General features: G+C 62.2%; 14 protein-coding genes and 1 riboswitch. Of the genes, 7 read left to right on the top strand and 7 right to left on the bottom strand.

Going from position 1 to position 17,689, the window contains the following annotated elements; genetic code table 11:
- Positions 1–27: 27 nt before the first annotated feature.
- From ACSBQV_RS04135 to ACSBQV_RS04125, 3 genes are read left to right on the top strand one after another with little or no spacing between them, the layout of a single operon-like run.
- A complete protein-coding gene (locus tag ACSBQV_RS04135) occupies positions 28–1,083 on the top strand; it encodes a sugar phosphate isomerase/epimerase family protein (protein WP_099783176.1) in 1,056 nt (351 codons plus the stop codon).
- 26 nt (positions 1,084–1,109) lie between these two features.
- A complete protein-coding gene (locus ACSBQV_RS04130) occupies positions 1,110–2,003 on the top strand; it encodes an alpha/beta fold hydrolase (RefSeq protein WP_099783174.1) in 894 nt (297 codons plus the stop codon).
- Complete coding sequence (locus ACSBQV_RS04125; protein WP_099783171.1) at positions 1,993–2,895, top strand: alpha/beta hydrolase; 903 nt, start codon at positions 1,993–1,995, stop codon at positions 2,893–2,895. The genes ACSBQV_RS04130 and ACSBQV_RS04125 overlap by 11 nt, the downstream gene beginning before the upstream one ends.
- Positions 2,896–2,943: 48 nt before the next feature.
- On the opposite strand, the gene ACSBQV_RS04120 is transcribed toward ACSBQV_RS04125, so the two are convergent.
- Positions 2,944–4,377 (bottom strand): NAD-dependent succinate-semialdehyde dehydrogenase, encoded by a 1,434-nt coding sequence (locus tag ACSBQV_RS04120; RefSeq protein ID WP_099783169.1) that lies wholly within the window; start codon positions 4,375–4,377, stop codon positions 2,944–2,946.
- Positions 4,378–4,573: 196 nt separating this feature from the next.
- Here ACSBQV_RS04120 and ACSBQV_RS04115 point away from each other — a divergent pair, with 196 nt between their 5' ends.
- Positions 4,574–5,401, top strand: a complete 828-nt coding sequence (locus ACSBQV_RS04115) for an AraC family transcriptional regulator (RefSeq protein WP_099783167.1) — start codon at positions 4,574–4,576, stop codon at positions 5,399–5,401.
- A 98-nt stretch (positions 5,402–5,499) separates the two neighbouring features.
- Positions 5,500–6,468: a DMT family transporter gene (locus ACSBQV_RS04110; RefSeq protein ID WP_434991419.1), complete on the top strand. Its 969-nt coding sequence runs from the start codon at positions 5,500–5,502 to the stop codon at positions 6,466–6,468.
- 27 nt (positions 6,469–6,495) lie between these two features.
- On the opposite strand, the gene fusA is transcribed toward ACSBQV_RS04110, so the two are convergent.
- Both fusA and ACSBQV_RS04100 read right to left on the bottom strand, forming a co-directional pair.
- Positions 6,496–8,601, bottom strand: coding sequence for an elongation factor G (fusA, locus tag ACSBQV_RS04105; RefSeq protein WP_033650331.1), 2,106 nt, complete (start codon positions 8,599–8,601; stop codon positions 6,496–6,498).
- A gap of 248 nt (positions 8,602–8,849) precedes the next feature.
- Positions 8,850–9,098, bottom strand: a complete 249-nt coding sequence (locus tag ACSBQV_RS04100) for a glycine zipper domain-containing protein (protein ID WP_004938127.1) — start codon at positions 9,096–9,098, stop codon at positions 8,850–8,852.
- Positions 9,099–9,319: 221 nt separating this feature from the next.
- On the opposite strand from ACSBQV_RS04100, the gene ACSBQV_RS04095 reads away from it, so the two are divergent.
- The gene (locus ACSBQV_RS04095; protein ID WP_089191801.1) at positions 9,320–10,816 is read left to right on the top strand and encodes an alpha/beta hydrolase; all 1,497 of its coding nucleotides are present in this window, start codon (positions 9,320–9,322) and stop codon (positions 10,814–10,816) included.
- A 45-nt stretch (positions 10,817–10,861) separates the two neighbouring features.
- Here ACSBQV_RS04095 and ACSBQV_RS04090 read toward each other — a convergent pair whose 3' ends face one another.
- From ACSBQV_RS04090 to ACSBQV_RS04075, 4 genes are all read right to left on the bottom strand, one after another.
- On the bottom strand, positions 10,862–11,407 hold the full coding sequence (locus ACSBQV_RS04090; protein WP_099783163.1) for a cysteine hydrolase family protein: 546 nt from the start codon (positions 11,405–11,407) through the stop codon (positions 10,862–10,864).
- Between the two features lie 219 nt (positions 11,408–11,626).
- Complete coding sequence (locus ACSBQV_RS04085; protein ID WP_047575113.1) at positions 11,627–12,664, bottom strand: ABC transporter ATP-binding protein; 1,038 nt, start codon at positions 12,662–12,664, stop codon at positions 11,627–11,629.
- The gene (locus tag ACSBQV_RS04080; protein ID WP_099818260.1) at positions 12,661–14,244 is read right to left on the bottom strand and encodes an ABC transporter permease; all 1,584 of its coding nucleotides are present in this window, start codon (positions 14,242–14,244) and stop codon (positions 12,661–12,663) included. The genes ACSBQV_RS04085 and ACSBQV_RS04080 overlap by 4 nt, the downstream gene beginning before the upstream one ends.
- Before the next feature lie 33 nt (positions 14,245–14,277).
- Entirely contained in the window at positions 14,278–15,294 is a 1,017-nt protein-coding gene (locus ACSBQV_RS04075) for an iron ABC transporter substrate-binding protein (RefSeq protein ID WP_099783161.1), read from the bottom strand.
- A 411-nt stretch (positions 15,295–15,705) separates the two neighbouring features.
- Between ACSBQV_RS04075 and ACSBQV_RS04070 the strand changes: the two genes are divergently transcribed.
- Positions 15,706–17,325: an ABC transporter substrate-binding protein gene (locus ACSBQV_RS04070; protein WP_099783159.1), complete on the top strand. Its 1,620-nt coding sequence runs from the start codon at positions 15,706–15,708 to the stop codon at positions 17,323–17,325.
- Positions 17,326–17,467: 142 nt separating this feature from the next.
- A riboswitch (M-box (ykoK) riboswitch) is annotated at positions 17,468–17,641 on the top strand.
- Positions 17,642–17,689: the final 48 nt, after the last annotated feature.

The raw sequence follows: 17,689 nt of genomic DNA, 5'->3' as shown, positions 1-17,689 counted from the left end.
TCAATCGACAACAAATAGGAGTTTACGATGAAAACCCTCAAAGGTCCAAGCCTGCATCTCGCGCAATTCAGCGATGATGCGGCGCCGTTCAACAGCTTGCCCGCCATTGCCGAGTGGGCGGCGCGGACCGGTTTTACCGCCTTGCAGATCCCGGCCTGGGATCGGCGTTTATTCGACGTGGCCACCGCTGCGGAAAGCCAAACCTACTGCGACGATTTGACCGGCATGTTGGCGGAGCAGGGGTTGGTGGTCAGCGAACTGACCAGCCATATCTTCGGCCAGCTGATGGCGGTGCACCCGGCTTACGATGCGCTGTGCGACAGCTTTGCGCCGCCGGCGCTGCAGGGCGATCCCAAGGCCCGCGGCGAGTGGGCGCGGCAGCAAATGCTGCTGGCGGTGAAAGCGTCGGCGCGGCTGGGGCTCAGCGAACTGGGCACCTTTTCCGGTTCGCTGGCCTGGCCCTATCTGTTCCCGTTCCCGCAGCGCCCTGAAGGATTGATCAACACCGCGTTCAACGAGCTCGCCAAACGCTGGCTGCCGGTGCTCGACGCCTGCGAGGAGCAGGGCATCAATCTGTGTTATGAAATTCACCCGAGTGAGGATCTTCACGACGGCGTGACGTTTGAGATGTTTCTGCAGCGCGTCGGCAACCATCCGCGTTGCCGGGTGTTGTTCGATCCGAGCCACATGGTGCTGCAGCAGCTTAACTATCTGGAGTTTATCGATATCTATAAGGACGTTATCGGCATGTTCCACGTTAAGGACGCCGAGTTCAATCCGACCGGTCGTCAGGGCATATACGGCGGTTATCAGTCCTGGATCGATCGCGCCGGCCGTTTCCGCTCGCTGGGCGACGGCCAGGTCGATTTCAACGGCATTTTCTCCCGTTTGACGCAGTATGGCTATCCGGGCTGGGCGACGCTGGAGTGGGAGTGCTGCCTGAAAAATCCACAGGACGGCGCTCGCGAAGGCGCGGCCTTCATTCGCGATCGCATTATCCGCGTCACCGACAAAGTGTTTGATGACTTCGCCGGTGCGCCGGTCAATCCTCAGCAGATCAATGCGTTGCTCGGCATTCGCTGAGCCTGACCCCACAGGGAGTTAACCCCATGAAACACAGTCAAAACGAGATCCTGTTGCAGGATCTCGCGGCGGAACACGTCTATACCCAGGTCAACGGCCGGCGCCTTCACTGCGTGGTGGCCGGCGAAGGGCGGCCGGTGCTGCTGATCCCCGGCTGGCCGCAAACCTGGTACACCTGGCGTTATGTGATGCGCGCCTTGGCGGCGGCCGGTTTTCAGGCGATCGCCGTCGATCCGCCGGGCATCGGCGACTCTGACAAGCCCGCTGGCGGCTACGACACCGGCAGCATCGGTGCGGCGTTGCACGCGATGATGGCGCAGCTGGGCCATCAACGTTACCAACTGGTCGGCCACGATATCGGCATGTGGATCGGTTACGCCATGGCGAGCGATTTCCCGCAGGCGGTGGAGCGTCTGGTACTGACGGAGGCGGTGATCCCCGGTCTGGCGCCGCCGCCGCCGATTTTCGTCGCGCCGGAGGAGAATATCTTCCTGTGGCATTTCATGTTCAACCAGCTGGCGGATTTGCCGGAGACCCTGACCCAGGGGCGCGAGCGGGAGTATCTTGGCTATATCTTCAACCGCTGGTCTTATCGGCGCGATCGGGTGGCGGCTGAGGTCTATATCGCCGCCTATTCGGCGCCGGGCGGCCTGCGCGCCGGATTCGACTATTACCGGGCGATCCCGGAGACCGTTCGCCAGAACCGGCTGCGCGCCGCCACGCCGTTGACGATGCCGGTGTTGACGGTGGGAGCGGAGCACGCCACCGGCGACGCGCCGCTGACGACGCTACGGGGCAATGCGCGCGATCTGAGGGGCGAAACGGTCGCCGGCTGCGGCCATTTCATCACCGAGGAGTGTCATGAGGCGTTTATCGCGCTGATTACGCCGTTCCTGGTGGGAGAACAACATGCCGCTTGATGAACGCATCGCCGCCTTTTTGGCGGCGTCGGCCGATGCGCCGCCACCCGCTTCGTTGGCGGACATGCGGGCGGCCACGGAAAGCGGTTTGCGTCTGCTGCAGGGCGCACCGCAACCGAGCGGCGGCGTCAGGGATTTTACGCTGGTCGCCACCGATGGGCACCGGATTGCGCTGCGCGCCTATCTACCGGCGGGGGAAAGGCGCGCTGCCGCACAACCGGCGATGCTGTTCGCCCACGGCGGCGGCTGGTGCCTCGGTTCGCTGTCGCTGTATGACCAGCCCTGTCAGGCGCTGGCTAACGCCACCGGTCGGGTGATCCTGTCGGTCGATTATCGACTGGCGCCGGAGTTTCCTTTTCCACAGCCGCTGGAAGATGTCTATCAGGCGCTCTGTTGGGCGGCGCAACAGGCGCCGCAGTTAGGGATTGACGCTGACCGTCTGGCGGTGGGTGGTGACAGCGCCGGAGGCAATCTGGCGGCGGCGGTCGCGCTGTTGGCGCGGGATCGCGGCGGCCCGCACATTGAACGTCAACTGCTGCTGTACCCGGCGCTCAGCCGCGAAATGGCGACGAAGAGCTATCGCGAATTCGCCGAGGGGCATTTTTTGACGCGCGACGCGATGGTGTTTTGTTGGCAGCAGTACCTGGCCCAGCGACGCGATCCGAGCGCCGAGCCGCTGCACGCCGCCACGCTGCGCGGATTGCCGCCGGCCACTATCCTGAGCTGCGAATATGATCCGCTGCGCGATGAGGCCGAACTGTATGCGCAGCGGCTGCGTGAGGCGGGTGTGGCGGTACGCTGTGAACGGTTGCCGGGCATGGTGCATGCCTGCATTCACATGTTGGGGCTGACCCCGGCGGCGCGGCGCCTGTTCGAGCTGGCCGGTGAGTAAAAAAAAGCCCCGCATTGCGGGGCTTCTGGCTATTCATCCGACGTGCGATTAACGGCCGGCGACGGTGACAAAACGCGTTTCCAGGTAGGACTCGATCGCTTCGCTGCCGCCTTCGGTGCCGTGGCCGGAGTCCTTCACGCCGCCAAACGGCGTTTCCGGCAGGCCGAAACCGATGTGGTTGATGCTCAGCATGCCGCTCTCCACGTCGCGCCCCAGCGCATTGACGGTGGCGATGTTGCGGCTGTAAGCGTAGGCGGCCAGCCCGTACGGCAGGCGATTGGCTTCGGCGATCGCCTCGTCGTAGGTGGCGAACGGGCGTAGCAGGGCGACCGGGCCAAACGGCTCTTCCGACATGGCGCGCGCGCTCAGCGGCACGTCACGCAGCACCGTCGGCTCGAAGAAGTTGCCTTTGCCCGCCACGCGTTTGCCGCCGGTGCTGGCCTTCGCCCCGTGGGCGATAGCGTCCTGCACCAGCGCCTCGATATTGTCGACGCTGCGGCCCAGCACCATCGGCCCCATCGTCACGCCGTCTTCCAGCCCGTTGCCGAGCTTGAGTTCACGCACCGCGGCGGTGAATTTCTCCACGAAGGCCTCATAAACACCTTGCTGGATCAGGAAGCGGGTCGGGGCGATACAGACCTGGCCGGCGTTGCGGAACTTGGATTGCGCCAGCTCTTTGGCCGCCGCGTCGAGATCGGCGTCGTCGAAGATCAGCACCGGCGCGTGGCCGCCCAGCTCCATGGTGGCCTTTTTCATATGCTGGCCGGCCAGCGCAGCCAGATGCTTGCCCACGCGGGTGGAGCCGGTGAAGGAGATCTTGCGAATGGTCGGATGCGGGATCAGGTATTCCGAGATTTCCGCCGGGGTGCCGTACACCAGCGCGATCACCCCGGCCGGAATGCCGGCGTCGGCGAAGGCTTTGATCAGCTCAGCCGGTGAGGCCGGCGTTTCTTCCGGGCCTTTGACGATGATTGAACAACCCGCCGCCAGCGCGGCGGACAGCTTGCGCACGATCTGGTTGATCGGGAAGTTCCACGGCGTGAAGGCGGCCACCGGGCCGACCGGCAGTTTCAGGGTTTGCTGCTGCACGTCGCGAGCGCGGGACGGAATAATCTGCCCGTAGGTGCGGGTGGCTTCGCCGGCGAACCAGTCGATCACGTCGGCGGCGTTGAGAATTTCGATTTTGGCCTGCGCCACCGGCTTACCCTGTTCCTGCGTCATGATGGCGGCGATGGCGTCGGCGCGTTCGCGCAGCAGCGCAGCGGCTTTGCGCATCAGGTTGGCGCGCTGGTGTGCGGCGGTGTTGCGCCAAATGTTAAACCCGCGTTCGGTGGCGGCCAGCGCCAGATCGAGATCCTCTGCGGCGGCGTGCGCCACTTGACCGATGATCTCGTCGGTAGCGGGGTTGGAGACCGGCAGGGTTTTTCCGGCCAGCGCGCTGCGCCATTGTCCATCGATATACAGTTGAGTATCCGGATACATTGTTGCCTCTTGTTTGCGGAGTGTCAGGGGCCGATGAGCTTCGCGATGCGGCCCGTCTGAAAGGGACAGGGACCTTAACCCTACGCCGAATGGCGCCGATCGTCCAGGCGAGGGGCACGAAAGGACCAGGGCGGCTACTCAACCGGCGATGTTTTGGCTATGCTGAGCAGATTGTCAGCACGGATGAGGAGGTCGGGTGCAAGGGGTTCCACAACAGTTTCCGTTCGAGAAGGACTGCGCGCAGTTCCGGCATTTGTCGCATCTGCCCGGCGTCGAACTCTATCAGGCGCATATTGAACGCTATGCCTTCGAGCCGCATACCCACGACGCCTTCGCCATCGGCACCGTGGACACCGGGGCGGAGCGCTTCCGCTATCGCGGGGCGCAGCACCTGGCGGCGCCGGGCGCGCTGGTGCTGATGAATCCTGACGAGCTGCATACCGGCGAAGCCGAAACGCCGGGCGGTTGGTGTTACCGCATGCTCTATCTGGCGCCCGAGGCGCTGGAGCAGCTGTCCGGCGATCGGAGCCAGTGGTTCACCGATGCGGTGCGTCACGATCCGCGGGCGGCGCAGCGCCTGTCCGCCATTCTCGCCGCGCTGTGGCAAACCGACGATCCGCTTACGCTCGACGGCCTGCTGTTGGAAGCGGTGGCGTTGCTGCAACCGCACATCCGCACAGGGCGCCGGGAGAAAGCCGAGGCGGCGCACCGTTTCGAAGTGGTGAAAAGCTACCTGCACGATAACTTCGCCGAGGCTATAACGCTCAACCAACTGGCCGAGCTGGTGTCGCTCAGCCCGTACCATTTCCTGCGCAAGTTTAAGGCCGAATATCACGTCTCGCCGCAGCAGATGCTGATGGCTGTCCGGCTGTCGCAGGCCAAACGCATGCTGGAGCGCGGCATGCCCGCCGCACAGGTGGCGGCGGCGGCGGGGCTGACCGATCAGGCGCACCTGACGCGCGCTTTCGCCAACCGTTACGGCGTCACGCCGGTGCGTTTCCAGAAACAGGTGAAATTGGGCTAAAACAGCAACCTGCTACAATAATTCCTCCCCGCGTTTTCGTTACTCTGCCGCTGTCTTGTCGGGCGGGTTGGCCGCACCGGCCGTTTGTTGGAGTCGTTATGTTCATTGGCGTTGTGTTTGCCTTGGCCGCCGGGCTGATGTGGGGATTGATTTTCGTCGGTCCGTTGCTGGTGCCGGACTATCCCGCCGCGCTGCAGTCCACCGGGCGCTATCTGGCCTTCGGGCTGATCGCCTTGCCGCTGGCGTGGTTCGATCGCCGCCGCCTGCGTAAGCTGCAGCGCCAGGATTGGTGGGAAGCGCTCAAGCTGACGGCTATCGGCAATCTGCTGTACTACCTGTGCCTGGCCAGCGCCATTCAGCGCACCGGTGCGCCGGTGTCGACCATGATCATCGGCACCTTGCCGGTCGTGATCGCCATTTGCGCCAATCTGTTTTACGGCCGGCACGACGGGCGCCTGGCGTGGGGCAAACTGGCGCCGGCACTGCTGTTGATCGTCTGTGGATTGGCGTGCGTGAACGTCGCCGAGCTGCGCGGCAATGCGGTGCTGATCGACGGCTGGCGCTATCTCAGCGGTCTTGGGCTGGCCGTGTTGGCGGTAGCGTGCTGGACCTGGTTCCCGCTGCGCAATTCACGCTGGCTGCGGGAGAATCCGACGCAGCGTCCGGCCACCTGGGCCACGGCCCAAGGGCTGGTGACGCTGCCGCTGGCGCTGCTGGGCTATCTGGCGGTCTGCGGTCAGATGGCGCTGAGCGAGCCGGCGTTCGCCTTGCCGTTCGGCCCGCGCCCTGAGGTGTTTATCCCTCTGATGCTGATCATCGGCGTGTTCTGCTCCTGGCTGGGGGCGCTGTGCTGGAACGAAGCCAGCCAGCGGCTGCCGACGGTGTTGGTGGGGCCGCTCATCGTGTTCGAAATTCTGGCGGGGCTGGCGTATACCTTTCTGTTGCGCCAGGCCTGGCCACCGCTGCTGACGCTGGCGGGTATCGTCTGTCTGATCGCCGGCGTGGTGTACGCCATGCGCATCAAACCGCAGCCAGTGGTGGTGGCGCTGGAGGACAAGCCGAGGTGACGCCCGCCGTGGCGGCGGGCGTAAGGGTTAACGCTTGCTGTGGTGAATGATCTCTTCGGCCACGTTGCGCGGCGCTTCGGCGTAGTGGCTGAATTCCATGGTGTAGGTGGCGCGGCCCTGCGACATCGAACGCAGGGTGGTCGAGTAGCCGAACATCTCGGACAGCGGCACCTTGGCGCGAATTTCCTTGCCGCCGCCGCCCGGGATCTCTTCCATGCCCTGCACCAGACCGCGGCGTGAGGAGAGATCGCCCATCACGTTGCCGGCATAATCCTCCGGCGTTTCCACTTCCACCGACATGATCGGCTCGAGGATCACCGGATCCGCCAGGCGGCAGGCGTCCTTGAAGCCGAAGATCGCCGCCATGCGGAACGCCTGTTCCGACGAGTCGACGTCATGGTAAGAACCGAAGGTCAGGTGCACCTTGACGTCCACCACCTGATAACCGGCCAGCACGCCGTTATTCAGCGCCTCGAGCACGCCTTTTTTCACCGCCGGGATAAACTCGCCGGGAATGACGCCGCCCTTGATCTCATCGAAGAACTCGAAGCCTTTGCCGGGTTCGTTCGGCTCGACGGTCAGCACCACGTGGCCGTATTGCCCTTTACCGCCGGATTGGCGCACGAACTTGCCTTCCACGTCGGCCACCCGTTTGCGGATGGTTTCGCGGTAAGACACCTGCGGTTTGCCGGTGGTGGTCTCCACCCCGAACTCGCGGCGCATGCGATCGACGATAATCTCCAGGTGCAGCTCGCCCATGCCGTAGATAATGGTTTGGCCGGATTCTTCATCGGTGCGCACGCGGAACGACGGATCTTCCGAAGAGAGCCGCTGCAGCGCGATGCCCATTTTCTCCTGATCGCCCTTGGTCTTCGGCTCGATCGCCTGGGCGATCACCGGCTCGGGGAAGGTCATGCGCTCCAGCGTAATGATGGCGCCGGGATCGCACAGCGTATCGCCGGTGGTGACGTCCTTCAGGCCGACGCAGGCGGCAATGTCACCGGCGTGCAGTTCGTCGATGTCCTTACGATCGTTGGCGTGCATCTGCACGATGCGGCCGATGCGCTCCTTTTTGCCCTTGATTGGGTTGTAAACGCTGCTGCCTTTGGCCAGCACCCCGGAATAGACGCGCACGAAGGTCAGCTGGCCGACGAACGGGTCGGTCATCAGCTTAAACGCCAGCGCCGAGAACTTTTCGTTGTCGTCGGCTTTGCGAGTGATGATTTCATCGTGTTCGCCATGGCCCTCCATCGGCGGCACGTCGAGCGGCGAGGGCATCAGCTCGATCACCGCGTCCAACATGCGCTGCACGCCTTTGTTGCGGAACGCCGATCCGCACAGCATCGGCTGGATTTCGCCGGCGACGGTGCGCACCCGCAGCCCGTGAACGATCTCCTCTTCGCTCAGCGGCACCTGATTGAGGTATTTCTCCATCAGTTCTTCCGACGCTTCGGCGGCCGCTTCAATCATGTTTTCACGCCACTCCTGCGCCGATTCGCGCAGGTCGGCCGGGATCTCTTCGAAGCTGAAGTTCATGCCCTGCGAGGCTTCGTCCCACAGAATGGCTTTCATCCGCACCAGATCCACCACGCCGCTGAAGCGGTCTTCGGCACCGATAGGAATAACGATCGGCACCGGGTTGGCTTTGAGGCGCTCGATCATCATTTTGCGCACGCGGAAAAAGTCCGCGCCGATGCGGTCCATCTTGTTGACGAACGCCAGCCGCGGCACTTTGTATTTGTTGGCCTGGCGCCAGACGGTTTCCGACTGCGGCTGGACGCCGCCCACCGAGTCATAGACCATGACGGCGCCGTCCAGCACGCGCATCGAGCGCTCCACTTCAATGGTGAAATCGACGTGCCCGGGGGTGTCTATGATATTGATGCGGTGCTGCGGATAATTATGCTGCATGCCGTTCCAGAAGCAGGTAGTGGCCGCCGAGGTGATGGTGATGCCGCGCTCTTGTTCCTGCGCCATCCAGTCCATGGTCGCCGCGCCGTCATGCACTTCGCCCAGCTTGTGGCTGACCCCGGTGTAAAACAGAATCCGCTCGGTGGTGGTGGTTTTGCCGGCATCGATATGCGCGGAGATGCCGATATTGCGGTAACGTTCGATAGGGGTGGTGCGAGCCATAATCAACCTTTCTTAGCCGCGTGAAGGAGAGCGGCTTAAACAGCATGGATAATGATGATAATCCTCATAGGGTTATCCGCCGGATCGCAGAGCCTTGCTCTGGTCACAAACTAATCGTAGTTGAAGGCGTTGGTTTTTTTAAGCGATGGTTGTGATAGATGAAAGTTTGCACGCACAACGGCGCCGGCGCAGAAAAGGGCGAAAAAAAGGCCCGTAACGGGCCTATTGTCGAACGGCGCATTCGCCGCTTATTTGCGTCCCAGCAGGAAGCCGAAAACGATGCCGACTGCCGCCGCAACGGCCACGCCGGCCAGCGGGTTGGCTTCCACCTGCGTTCTTACGCTGTCCGCTGCATCACGGGCGGCATAGCTGGCCTGGGAGGCGTACTTGCGCGCCGCGCCGCGCACCTGATGCTCCGGCGAATCGACGGCTTTACCGAACGCTTCTTCTACCGCGCCTGCGGCTTCATTGGCTTTGTCTTCCGCTTTACCAAACATGCTGCTCTCCTGTTCCTTGTGGGTTAACGAACTCTAAGCCTAGCAGGTGAACGGCGTTTTTTGCAGCATTCTGTGCGTTATAAGATCAATCCGAGCAAAGAAAAGTCTTTCCATACGCACGGCGTCGGCTTCACCCGCGCGTTTTTTTATGTTCTATTGGCTAGCGGTTTAACCGAGAATCGTTACCCTTTGACCGATTCGTTGAGTTGAAAGGACTCCCCATGTCAGTACTGCGTATTCTGGCGCTGCTCGCCGCGACCGCCGCCGCGTTGCCCGCCCAGGCCAAACCTGCGGCTCACGGCGCGGCGCCCGAGAACGGCGTTCGTTGGCAATCTTGTCTCAACAGCGGCTTTCAGCGTTGGTTCGATGAAGCGCCGCCGGCGGGGCTGCGCTGCGGCTACCTCGACGTGCCGTTGGTTTACGCCACGCCTCCCGCCCATTCGGCGCAGGCGGGGGAACCGACCGTGCGTCTGGCGCTGACCCTGCTGCCCGCCACCGGGCCGAAAAAGGGCAGCGTCGTGGTGATCAGCGGCGGGCCGGGCCTGCCGGGGATCAATCCTTATCTCGGCAACGACGCCCACGTCGCCAAACTGCGTAAATCCTACGACATCATCGGTTACGATCCGCGCGGCGTCGGTCAATCGACGCCAAAAATTTCCTGCCAGGTGGCCGAAGGTGACGAACTCCCTGAACCGGACGACAACGACGTGGCCGGCGCGGAGAATCAGACGCGCACCCTGATCGCCGCCTGCATCAAACAGACCGGCGCGGACGTGCTGCAACACATCGGCACCGACGAGGCGGTCAACGATCTGAACGCGATCCGCCATGCGCTGGGCGAACCGGGGCTGACGGCGGTGGCGTACTCGTACGGCACCAAGGTGGCGGCGCTGTATGCCGAACGTTTTCCGAAGAAAACGCGCGCGCTGGTGCTGGACGGGGTGGTGGATCTGGCGGAGGACGATTTCACCCAGCGCATGAATCAGGAGCGAGGCTTCCAGCAAAGCTTCCTGCGTTTCGCCGCCTATTGCGGAAAAACCGACAGCTGCCAGCTTGGCGGCGGCGCCAATCAGGCGCTTCAGCGTTATCACGCTTTGCTGCGCAAGCTGCATGAGCAGCCGTTCGTCACTGCGGCGGGCTATGAAATCTCCGCCGACGATGTGCTGACGGTGACGCGTTCGCTGCTGTTGTGGCCGGAGCGCTGGCATGAACTGGCCACCGTACTGCGTCAGCTCGATGCCGGCATCGCCGGGCAACAGGTTTCCGATCTGATCGACGAAAGCTATTCTCCGGATGCCGATGATGCCCTGAACGTCATCACCTGCGCCGACGTCGCCAACCCAACGGCCGATCCGCAGCTGTTGCGCAGGCAGCGGCAGGAGATCAATACCGCCGCTTTATATGCCCACTATCTGCCGCTGCACGAGTATCCGCTGGAAATGTGCGATCTGTGGCCGTACCGCGGCAAAGATCGGCCGCACATGCCGGTGGCGTCCGCCGCGCTGCCGCCGCTGCTGTTCGTCGCCCAGCGCTACGATCCGACCACGCCGTACCGCAATGCCCAGGTGATGGCCTCGGCCTTTAAAAGCCCGCTGATCACCCGCGAACGCGACGGACATACGTTGGCGCTGAACGGCATCGACAGCTGCGTCGACGAAAGCGTGGTGGAGTATCTGCTGGCGCCGAAAAAGCCGCGCCGCGACAAGGTTTGCCGCTGAGGAGGCCGGGCGTTGGCCCGGCCTGACAGCCAAGTCGCGCGTGTTTTAGAATTTCACCTCTTCCGCCAGCGCCAGCGTCACGAACGGCCCCGACAGGGTCTGGTTATGGTGACGGATAATGGCGTCGGCGCCGAGCGCCGCCGTGTCCGAACAGCTATGGGCATCGGCGGCCAACACCATGTTAAATCCCAACTCCGCGCCGCACCGACACGCGGTGTCTACGCAGTATTGCGTTTTCATTCCCGAAATCACCAACCGACCGATGCCGGCTTGCTTAAGCCGCTCCGCCAGGCCAGTCCGGTAAAAACAGCTGGGATGGGTTTTATCGATGAACCAGTCGGCTTGCGCATCGGTGTCGAGATCGGGGTGAACTTGCCACAGCGGACTGTTTACGGCGATAGGTGAACCTGCCGGGCCGGTGTGGCGAATAAACACCACGAGCGCATTCGCCACGCGTGCGGCGCGTATCAACGCATGGGTCTTCGCCAGAAGGGTTTCGGCGGCGAACGGTGGATCGTCCGGCGAGGCGAACAGGCCGACTTGCATGTCGATAACCAGCAGGGCGCTGCATGGTGCGGGGATAGTTGGCATAGGTCTTCTCCGTAATGAAATTGCCGGCGGGCACGGAGAAATAAAAAACCCCGGCCATGGCTGGCGGGGCTTGGGGATACGTCGTTAGCTGTTGCGCACCCGTGCAGCCCGCCATTGCGTGGCGGTTGCGGTGGTGGTGGTGAGGGCGTGCGCGATGCGATTCATGCCATTGATAATGCGCGGTGGCGAGGGGAACGTCAAGGGTCGCTCCCCACACTCTCAGCCGGTGAAAATATGCGCTTGCCCCATCACGTTGAGACTGACCTGCGCCCCGGGCCGCAGGCCTTCGCGGCTGACGGTTTTGATCTCGAGCTGCGCGCCGTCGGCGGCCATTTGCAGATTGAGGGTGGAGACGAAGCCGGCGAAATCGATGCCGGTGATCACCGCCTGGCCGCGCTGCGCCGGATCGGACAAACCGATTTGAATCTGCTCCGGACGCAGCATGATGCGCGCCGAGCCGCTGCGTTGGCGATCGTCGACGGCGATGCGCCCCAATGCGCAGTCGGCCCAGCCGTGCGCCAGCTCGGCGGTCAGCACCAGCGTTTCGCCAAGGAAACTGGCGGTCGGTTCATCGACCGGGCGCAGATAAAGATCCTGCGGCGCGCCCACCTGCGCCAGCCGGCCGTTGCGCATGACCGCCACCTGATCGGCGAACGACAGCGCCTCGCTCTGATCGTGGGTGACCAGGATCGACGCGACTTTGGCCTCCGTCAGCAGTTCGGCCACCGCTTTGCGGGTGGCGGCGCGCAGACCGGTATCCAGTGCCGAGAACGGCTCATCCAGCAACATCAGCCGCGGTTGCTGCGATAAGGCGCGCGCTAATGCGACCCGCTGTTGCTGTCCGCCGGACAGTTCGTGCGGCCACAGGGCGGCCAGGCGACGATCCAGCGCCACCATCTCCATCAGCGCCTCGATGCGACGCTGTTTCTCGCGCTTGCTGCCTTTGAGGCCAAAACCGATGTTACCGGCGACGGTAAAGTGCGGGAACAGCGCGCCATCCTGCGGGACGAAGCCGATGCCACGCAGGTGCGCCGGCACCCAGCCGCCGCCGTTGCCCATCGCTTGCCCCTGCAGCAGAATTTGTCCGCCGTCGGGGATTTCAAAACCGGCGATGATGCGCAGCAGGGTGGTTTTGCCGGAGCCGGAAGGGCCGACGATCGCCGTGCGGCTGCCGGCGGCAACCTGCAGGTCGATGTGTTCCAGCACCCTGATGGCATTGTAAGATTTTCCGATACCGTGCAGTTCGAGCGTGCTCATAGTCCCGCCGTACGTTTAGATTGAGAGTAAAGAAGCCAGGTGAGCGGCAGCGACAGCGCCACCATAATCAGCGCATAAGGCGCGGCGGCGACATAGTCTATCTCGCTGGTCAGCGCCCAGAAACCGGTGGCCAGCGTACGGGTGCCGTTCGGCGCCAGCAGCAGCGTGGCGGTCAATTCATTGGCGATCGCCAGGAACACCAGCGCGGCGCCCGCGGCGGCGCCCGGTGCCGCCAGCCGCAACGTGGTGCTCCACAGCGCCTGCGCCGGCGATTTGCCCAGGCTGCGCGCCACGTTTTCCAACTCCACCGGCGCCTGCGCGATGCCGGCGCGCAGGTTGATCAACGCTCGCGGCATAAACATCAGCAGATACGCCAGCAGCAGGGTGATCTCGGTTTGGTAAATCGGCCGGAAGCTGTGAATGGTGATGGTCACCAGCGCCAGCGCCACCACGATGCCGGGCAGCGAACTGGTCACGTAGTTGCAGCCTTCCAGCACCCGGTACAGGCGGGCCGGATAGCGCACCGACAGCCAGGCCATCGGAATGGCGCACAGCGTAATCAGCAGCGCGCCAGAGGCGGACAGCGACAGCGTTTGCCACAGCGCGGGCCACAGATCGTCGTTGCGCCATACGTCGAGGCCGCCCAGCCATAGCCAGCGGACCAGGGTGATGAAAGGCACGCCCAGCGCCAGCGCGGTCAGCGCGATCGGCAGCAGCAGCGCCAGCGCGGCGAGCGGCGCTGACAGGCGACGCGGCGTTTGGCTGCGGGCGCTGCCGGAGCCGACGCGGGCATAGCGCGCGCGGCCGCGGCTTATCGCCTCAAGCAACAGCAGCCCCAGGCAGCACAGCACCAATACGCCGGCCAGCATGTTGGCCGCCGGGCCGTTGAAGGTTGACTGGAACTGATCGAAGATGGCGGTGGTGAAGGTATCGAAACGGATCATGGCGTACAGGCCGTACTCCGCCAGCAGGTGCAGCGCGATCAGCAGCGAACCGCCCCAGACCGCCAGCTTCAGCTGCGGCAACACCACGCGGAAAAACACCGCCGGCGGCCGGGAGCCGAGCGAGGTGGCGACGTCTTCGATACCGGGATCCAGACGGCGCAAGACCGCGGCGGCCGGCAGGTAGATAAACGGAAAATAGGCGAGCACCGAGATGAAAACGCCGGCGCCCAGGCCGTGCATCGACGGCACCAGACTGATCCAGGCATAGCTTTGCACAAAGGCCGGCACCGCCAGCGGCGCGGTCGCCAATACCGCCCAGAGACGGCGGCCCGGCAGCGTGGTGCGTTCGGTCAACCAGGCCAGGGCCACCCCCAGCACGGCACAGATCGGCAGCGTCAGCACCACCAACAGCAGGGTATTCAACAGCAGCTCCGCCACGCGCGGGCGGAAAACCAGAGCTTTGACCGTTTGCCAGCCGGTTTCAAACGCCACGCCGATAACGAATCCCAGCGGCAGCAGCGCCAGCAACGACAGCAACACGGCGCAGGCCACCACGATCGGCCCCGGCCGCGGGTGACGAGGGATAGCGGAATAACGCCGCGCGGTCTGCGCGGCGTGGGTACTCAGGTTTGACATAACGATCAAAAACTCTCGGTTTGCCGGCGGGCCTTACAGCAGGCCGGCCTCGGTCATCAGTTCGACAACTTTCTTACTGTTCAACTGCGCGGCGTCTACCTTCGGCGCGTCCAGATCTTTCAGTGGCACCAGTTTCGGGTTGGAGGCCGCACCGACGCCGACGGCGTATTCGAAGGCATTGTTGGTGCGCAGGATCTCCTGGCCCTGTTTGCCGGTGATCCACTTGATGAACGCCTGCGCCTGCTGCTGATGCTTGCTGGAAGCCAGCACGCCGCCGCCGGAGATGCTGACGAATGCGCCCGGATCCTGATGTTTGAAGTAGTACAGCTTGATGTTTTTGCTGTTCTCGCCGGTTTTAGCGCCGTCGACGAACGGGTAGTAATGATAGATCACGCCGCTGTCGATCTGGCCGGCATTGACCGCTTTCATCACCGTGCTGTTGCCTTTATAGGCGGTAAAGTTGGCTTTCATCGCTTTCAGCCAGTCCAGCGTTGCTTGCTCGCCTTTCAGCGCCAGCAGCGCGCTGACGATCGCCTGGAAATCGGCGCCCGATGGCGAAGCGGCCCAGCGGCCTTTCCATTCCGGCTTGGCCAGATCCAGCAGCGACTTCGGCAACTGCGCGTCGGTCAGCTTGGCCGGGTTATAGACGAATACGGTAGAGCGGGCGGCGATGCCGATCCAGCGGCCGTGGCTTGGGCGATATTGCGGCTCTACCTGGGCCAGCGTGGCGGCGTCGAGCGGGGAGAACAGCTTGGCGTTATCCACCAACACCATCGCCGGGGAGTTTTCCGTCAGGAACACGTCGGCAGGCGAGGCGCTGCCTTCCTGCACCAGCTGATTGCCCAGTTCGCTGTCGCCGCCGTTGCGCAGCGTGACTTTGATGCCGGTGTCTTTGGTAAAACCGTCGACCCAGGATTTCACCAGATTTTCGTGCTGGGCGTTGTAAATAACGATGCCCTGGTCGGCGGTGGCCGCCTGAGCGCCGAAAGCCAGCATCATCGAGGAGGCGAGCAGGGCCACGGGGCCGAGGGATGAAATACGCAGCTTCATGCAGTTATCCTTTTTAGCGTTCGAATGAGGAAAACGAATATCGCCTGGCAAGCGCAAGCAGCCCGATTTTAGCCAAGAACATCCATAATGATAGTGAAAACGATTCGTATTAAATTATTTTTGACGATCGCTCACAAAATGAATTGCCCTAAGGATACGTTAAGCTTCGGCTGGAATAATCTGTACTGATTGCCCGCATTATTTCTCTCCCTGCTTTCAAGATGTTGGTTCGGCCATGCCGGCCCTTGCACCCGCTCTGTTGTTTATCGCCATCCTTTATCCAGTACTTCTTTGATAATGAAAGAAATTCAACACCGCTTTTGGTTATGACTCATAGCGATTAATGATTTAATTTATTCCACTACCACATTGCATATTGAACGCGATAAAACACTAATCAGGGATATCGACGTGAAATATTCATTCAATGGCAAGAAACTGGCTGGTTTAATCCTCCTGGCTTTAAACGCTACGATCGCTCAGGCGGCGGAGGTGCCGGCGGGCGCTAAACTGGCGCCGGTACAGGAATTGGTGCGCGCCAACGGGTATGAACCGGCGACGCTGGATCCGAACCTGGCCGAGAGCAATGTGGAGTTCTACATCTTCAACGATCTGTTCGAAGGTCTGCTGCGAGTCGGAAAAGAGGGCGAAGTGATCCCGGCGCTGGCGCAGAAATGGGAGCACCAGGGCAACGTCTGGACTTTCCATCTGCGGCCGCAGGCCAAATGGTCGAACGGCGATCCGGTGACCGCCGACGATTTCGTTTACAGCTGGCGGCGCCTCACCGATCCGAAAACCGCGTCGCCTTACGGCAGCTATCTGGCCTCGGCCTATGTGCTGAATGCGGCGGCGATCAACGCCGGCAGCAAACCGCCGAGCGAGCTGGGCGTTAAAGCGCTGGACGCGCACACCTTGCAGGTGACGCTGTCTGAGCCCAACGCCTACCTGCTCAAACAACTGGTGCATTTTCCGGTTCTGCCGGTCAACCGCAAGGTGGTTGAGCAATACGGCAAAAACTGGACTCAACCGGCGCATTTTGTCGGCAACGGCGCGTTTCGTCTCAGCGAGTGGGTGGTGAACGAAAAAGTGGTGGTGGAACGCAATCCGCTATATTGGGATAACGCCAACACCGTGCTCAACAAGGTAACCTTCCTGCCGATTCAGGGGTTCCCGGAGGTGGCGCGTTTCCGCGCCGGCGAGGTGGAATTGGGTTATACCACGCCGCCGGAACTGTATCAGCAGCTGAAAAAAACGCTCGGGGATCAACAGCTGGTGACCTATCCGCTGCTCTCCACCAGCTATTTCGCCTTCAATAACCGGCAGACGCCGTTTAACGACGTGCGGGTGCGCCAGGCGCTGAACCTGGCGCTGGACAAAGAGATTATCGCCGGCAAGGTGCTGGGATACGGCCAGCAGCCGGCCTGGACCTTTACCCCAACGGGGGCGGGCGGCTATCGCCTACAGGCCGGCGCCGCGGCCGGTTTGACGCCGAAACAACGCCACGCCCAGGCGAAAAAGTTGTTGGCGGAGGCCGGTTTCAACGCCGAGCATCCGCTGCGCTTTACCGTGTTGTACAGCAATGACGCCACCATCAAGAAGATCGTCATCGCCGCCGCCGCCATGTGGAAAAAGAACCTCGGGGTGGAGGCCGGCTTGCAAAGCCAGGAGCGTAAAGTGACGCTGGATAATATCAACCGCGGCCAGTACAGCGTAGCCTTTACCCGCTGGCTGGCGGATTACGACGATCCTTCTACCTTCCTGAATGTGTTCCGCGCCGACAGCAGCGAGAACAGCCCCAAATACCGTAACCCGGAATACGATCGCATTCTGCATCAGGCGACGGCGGCGCCGACACCGCAGCAGGTGCAGCAGTATTTCCAGCAGGCCGAGGCGGTGCTGGCCGTCGATACGCCGGTCGCGCCGGTGTACTACGAAGCCAACGCCACGCTCATCAAACCCTACGTCAAGGGGATCGACTTCACCCGACAGGGCGCCCTATACGATAAAAACGTCTACATTCTCGCGCACTGATAAATAAAAAAACGGCTGATTTATATCAGCCGTTTTTATAGATTCGCGTTTAATAAAAATATCCTAAATACTCCATAAACGACGGGCAATCTTTTCTTCCCACCGGATAAAACAACGCCTATACTGCGCCGGTAGTTTATATGCAGTATCTCGTTTGGCGAGGCTCCTATACAAACACAGGTTACTGATCTGACGACATCGAGAGATGCCCAAGGTTAAGACAGGCTTTATCGGATTAAGGTTCAGCCCAAAGTAACTTCCGAGCAACAATTCGGATACGTTGTATAGTGCTAAAACCTGGACGCGGAGATAGGCAGTCTGCACTCCCTCTGTGGTTACGCCCCTATGCGATTCGCTGTTGAAG

Origin of the sequence: Serratia sp. B501, assembly GCF_051172315.1 — a bacterium.
Classification (GTDB): Bacteria; Pseudomonadota; Gammaproteobacteria; order Enterobacterales; family Enterobacteriaceae; genus Serratia; species Serratia ureilytica.
The sequence above is the reverse complement of the archived record's forward strand: the minus strand, read 5'-3'. Positions and strand labels throughout refer to the sequence as shown.

Excerpts from the sequence above, each read along its gene's own strand:
- ACSBQV_RS04135 (WP_099783176.1), top strand. The coding sequence starts at position 28 with ATGAAAACCCTCAAAGGTCCAAGCCTGCATCTCGCGCAATTCAGCGAT.
- ACSBQV_RS04130 (WP_099783174.1), top strand. The coding sequence starts at position 1,110 with ATGAAACACAGTCAAAACGAGATCCTGTTGCAGGATCTCGCGGCGGAA.
- ACSBQV_RS04125 (WP_099783171.1), top strand. The coding sequence starts at position 1,993 with ATGCCGCTTGATGAACGCATCGCCGCCTTTTTGGCGGCGTCGGCCGAT.
- ACSBQV_RS04120 (WP_099783169.1), bottom strand. The coding sequence starts at position 4,377 with ATGTATCCGGATACTCAACTGTATATCGATGGACAATGGCGCAGCGCG.
- ACSBQV_RS04110 (WP_434991419.1), top strand. The coding sequence starts at position 5,500 with ATGTTCATTGGCGTTGTGTTTGCCTTGGCCGCCGGGCTGATGTGGGGA.
- fusA (WP_033650331.1), bottom strand. The coding sequence starts at position 8,601 with ATGGCTCGCACCACCCCTATCGAACGTTACCGCAATATCGGCATCTCC.
- ACSBQV_RS04100 (WP_004938127.1), bottom strand. The coding sequence starts at position 9,098 with ATGTTTGGTAAAGCGGAAGACAAAGCCAATGAAGCCGCAGGCGCGGTA.
- ACSBQV_RS04095 (WP_089191801.1), top strand. The coding sequence starts at position 9,320 with ATGTCAGTACTGCGTATTCTGGCGCTGCTCGCCGCGACCGCCGCCGCG.
- ACSBQV_RS04090 (WP_099783163.1), bottom strand. The coding sequence starts at position 11,407 with ATGCCAACTATCCCCGCACCATGCAGCGCCCTGCTGGTTATCGACATG.
- ACSBQV_RS04085 (WP_047575113.1), bottom strand. The coding sequence starts at position 12,664 with ATGAGCACGCTCGAACTGCACGGTATCGGAAAATCTTACAATGCCATC.
- ACSBQV_RS04080 (WP_099818260.1), bottom strand. The coding sequence starts at position 14,244 with ATGTCAAACCTGAGTACCCACGCCGCGCAGACCGCGCGGCGTTATTCC.
- ACSBQV_RS04075 (WP_099783161.1), bottom strand. The coding sequence starts at position 15,294 with ATGAAGCTGCGTATTTCATCCCTCGGCCCCGTGGCCCTGCTCGCCTCC.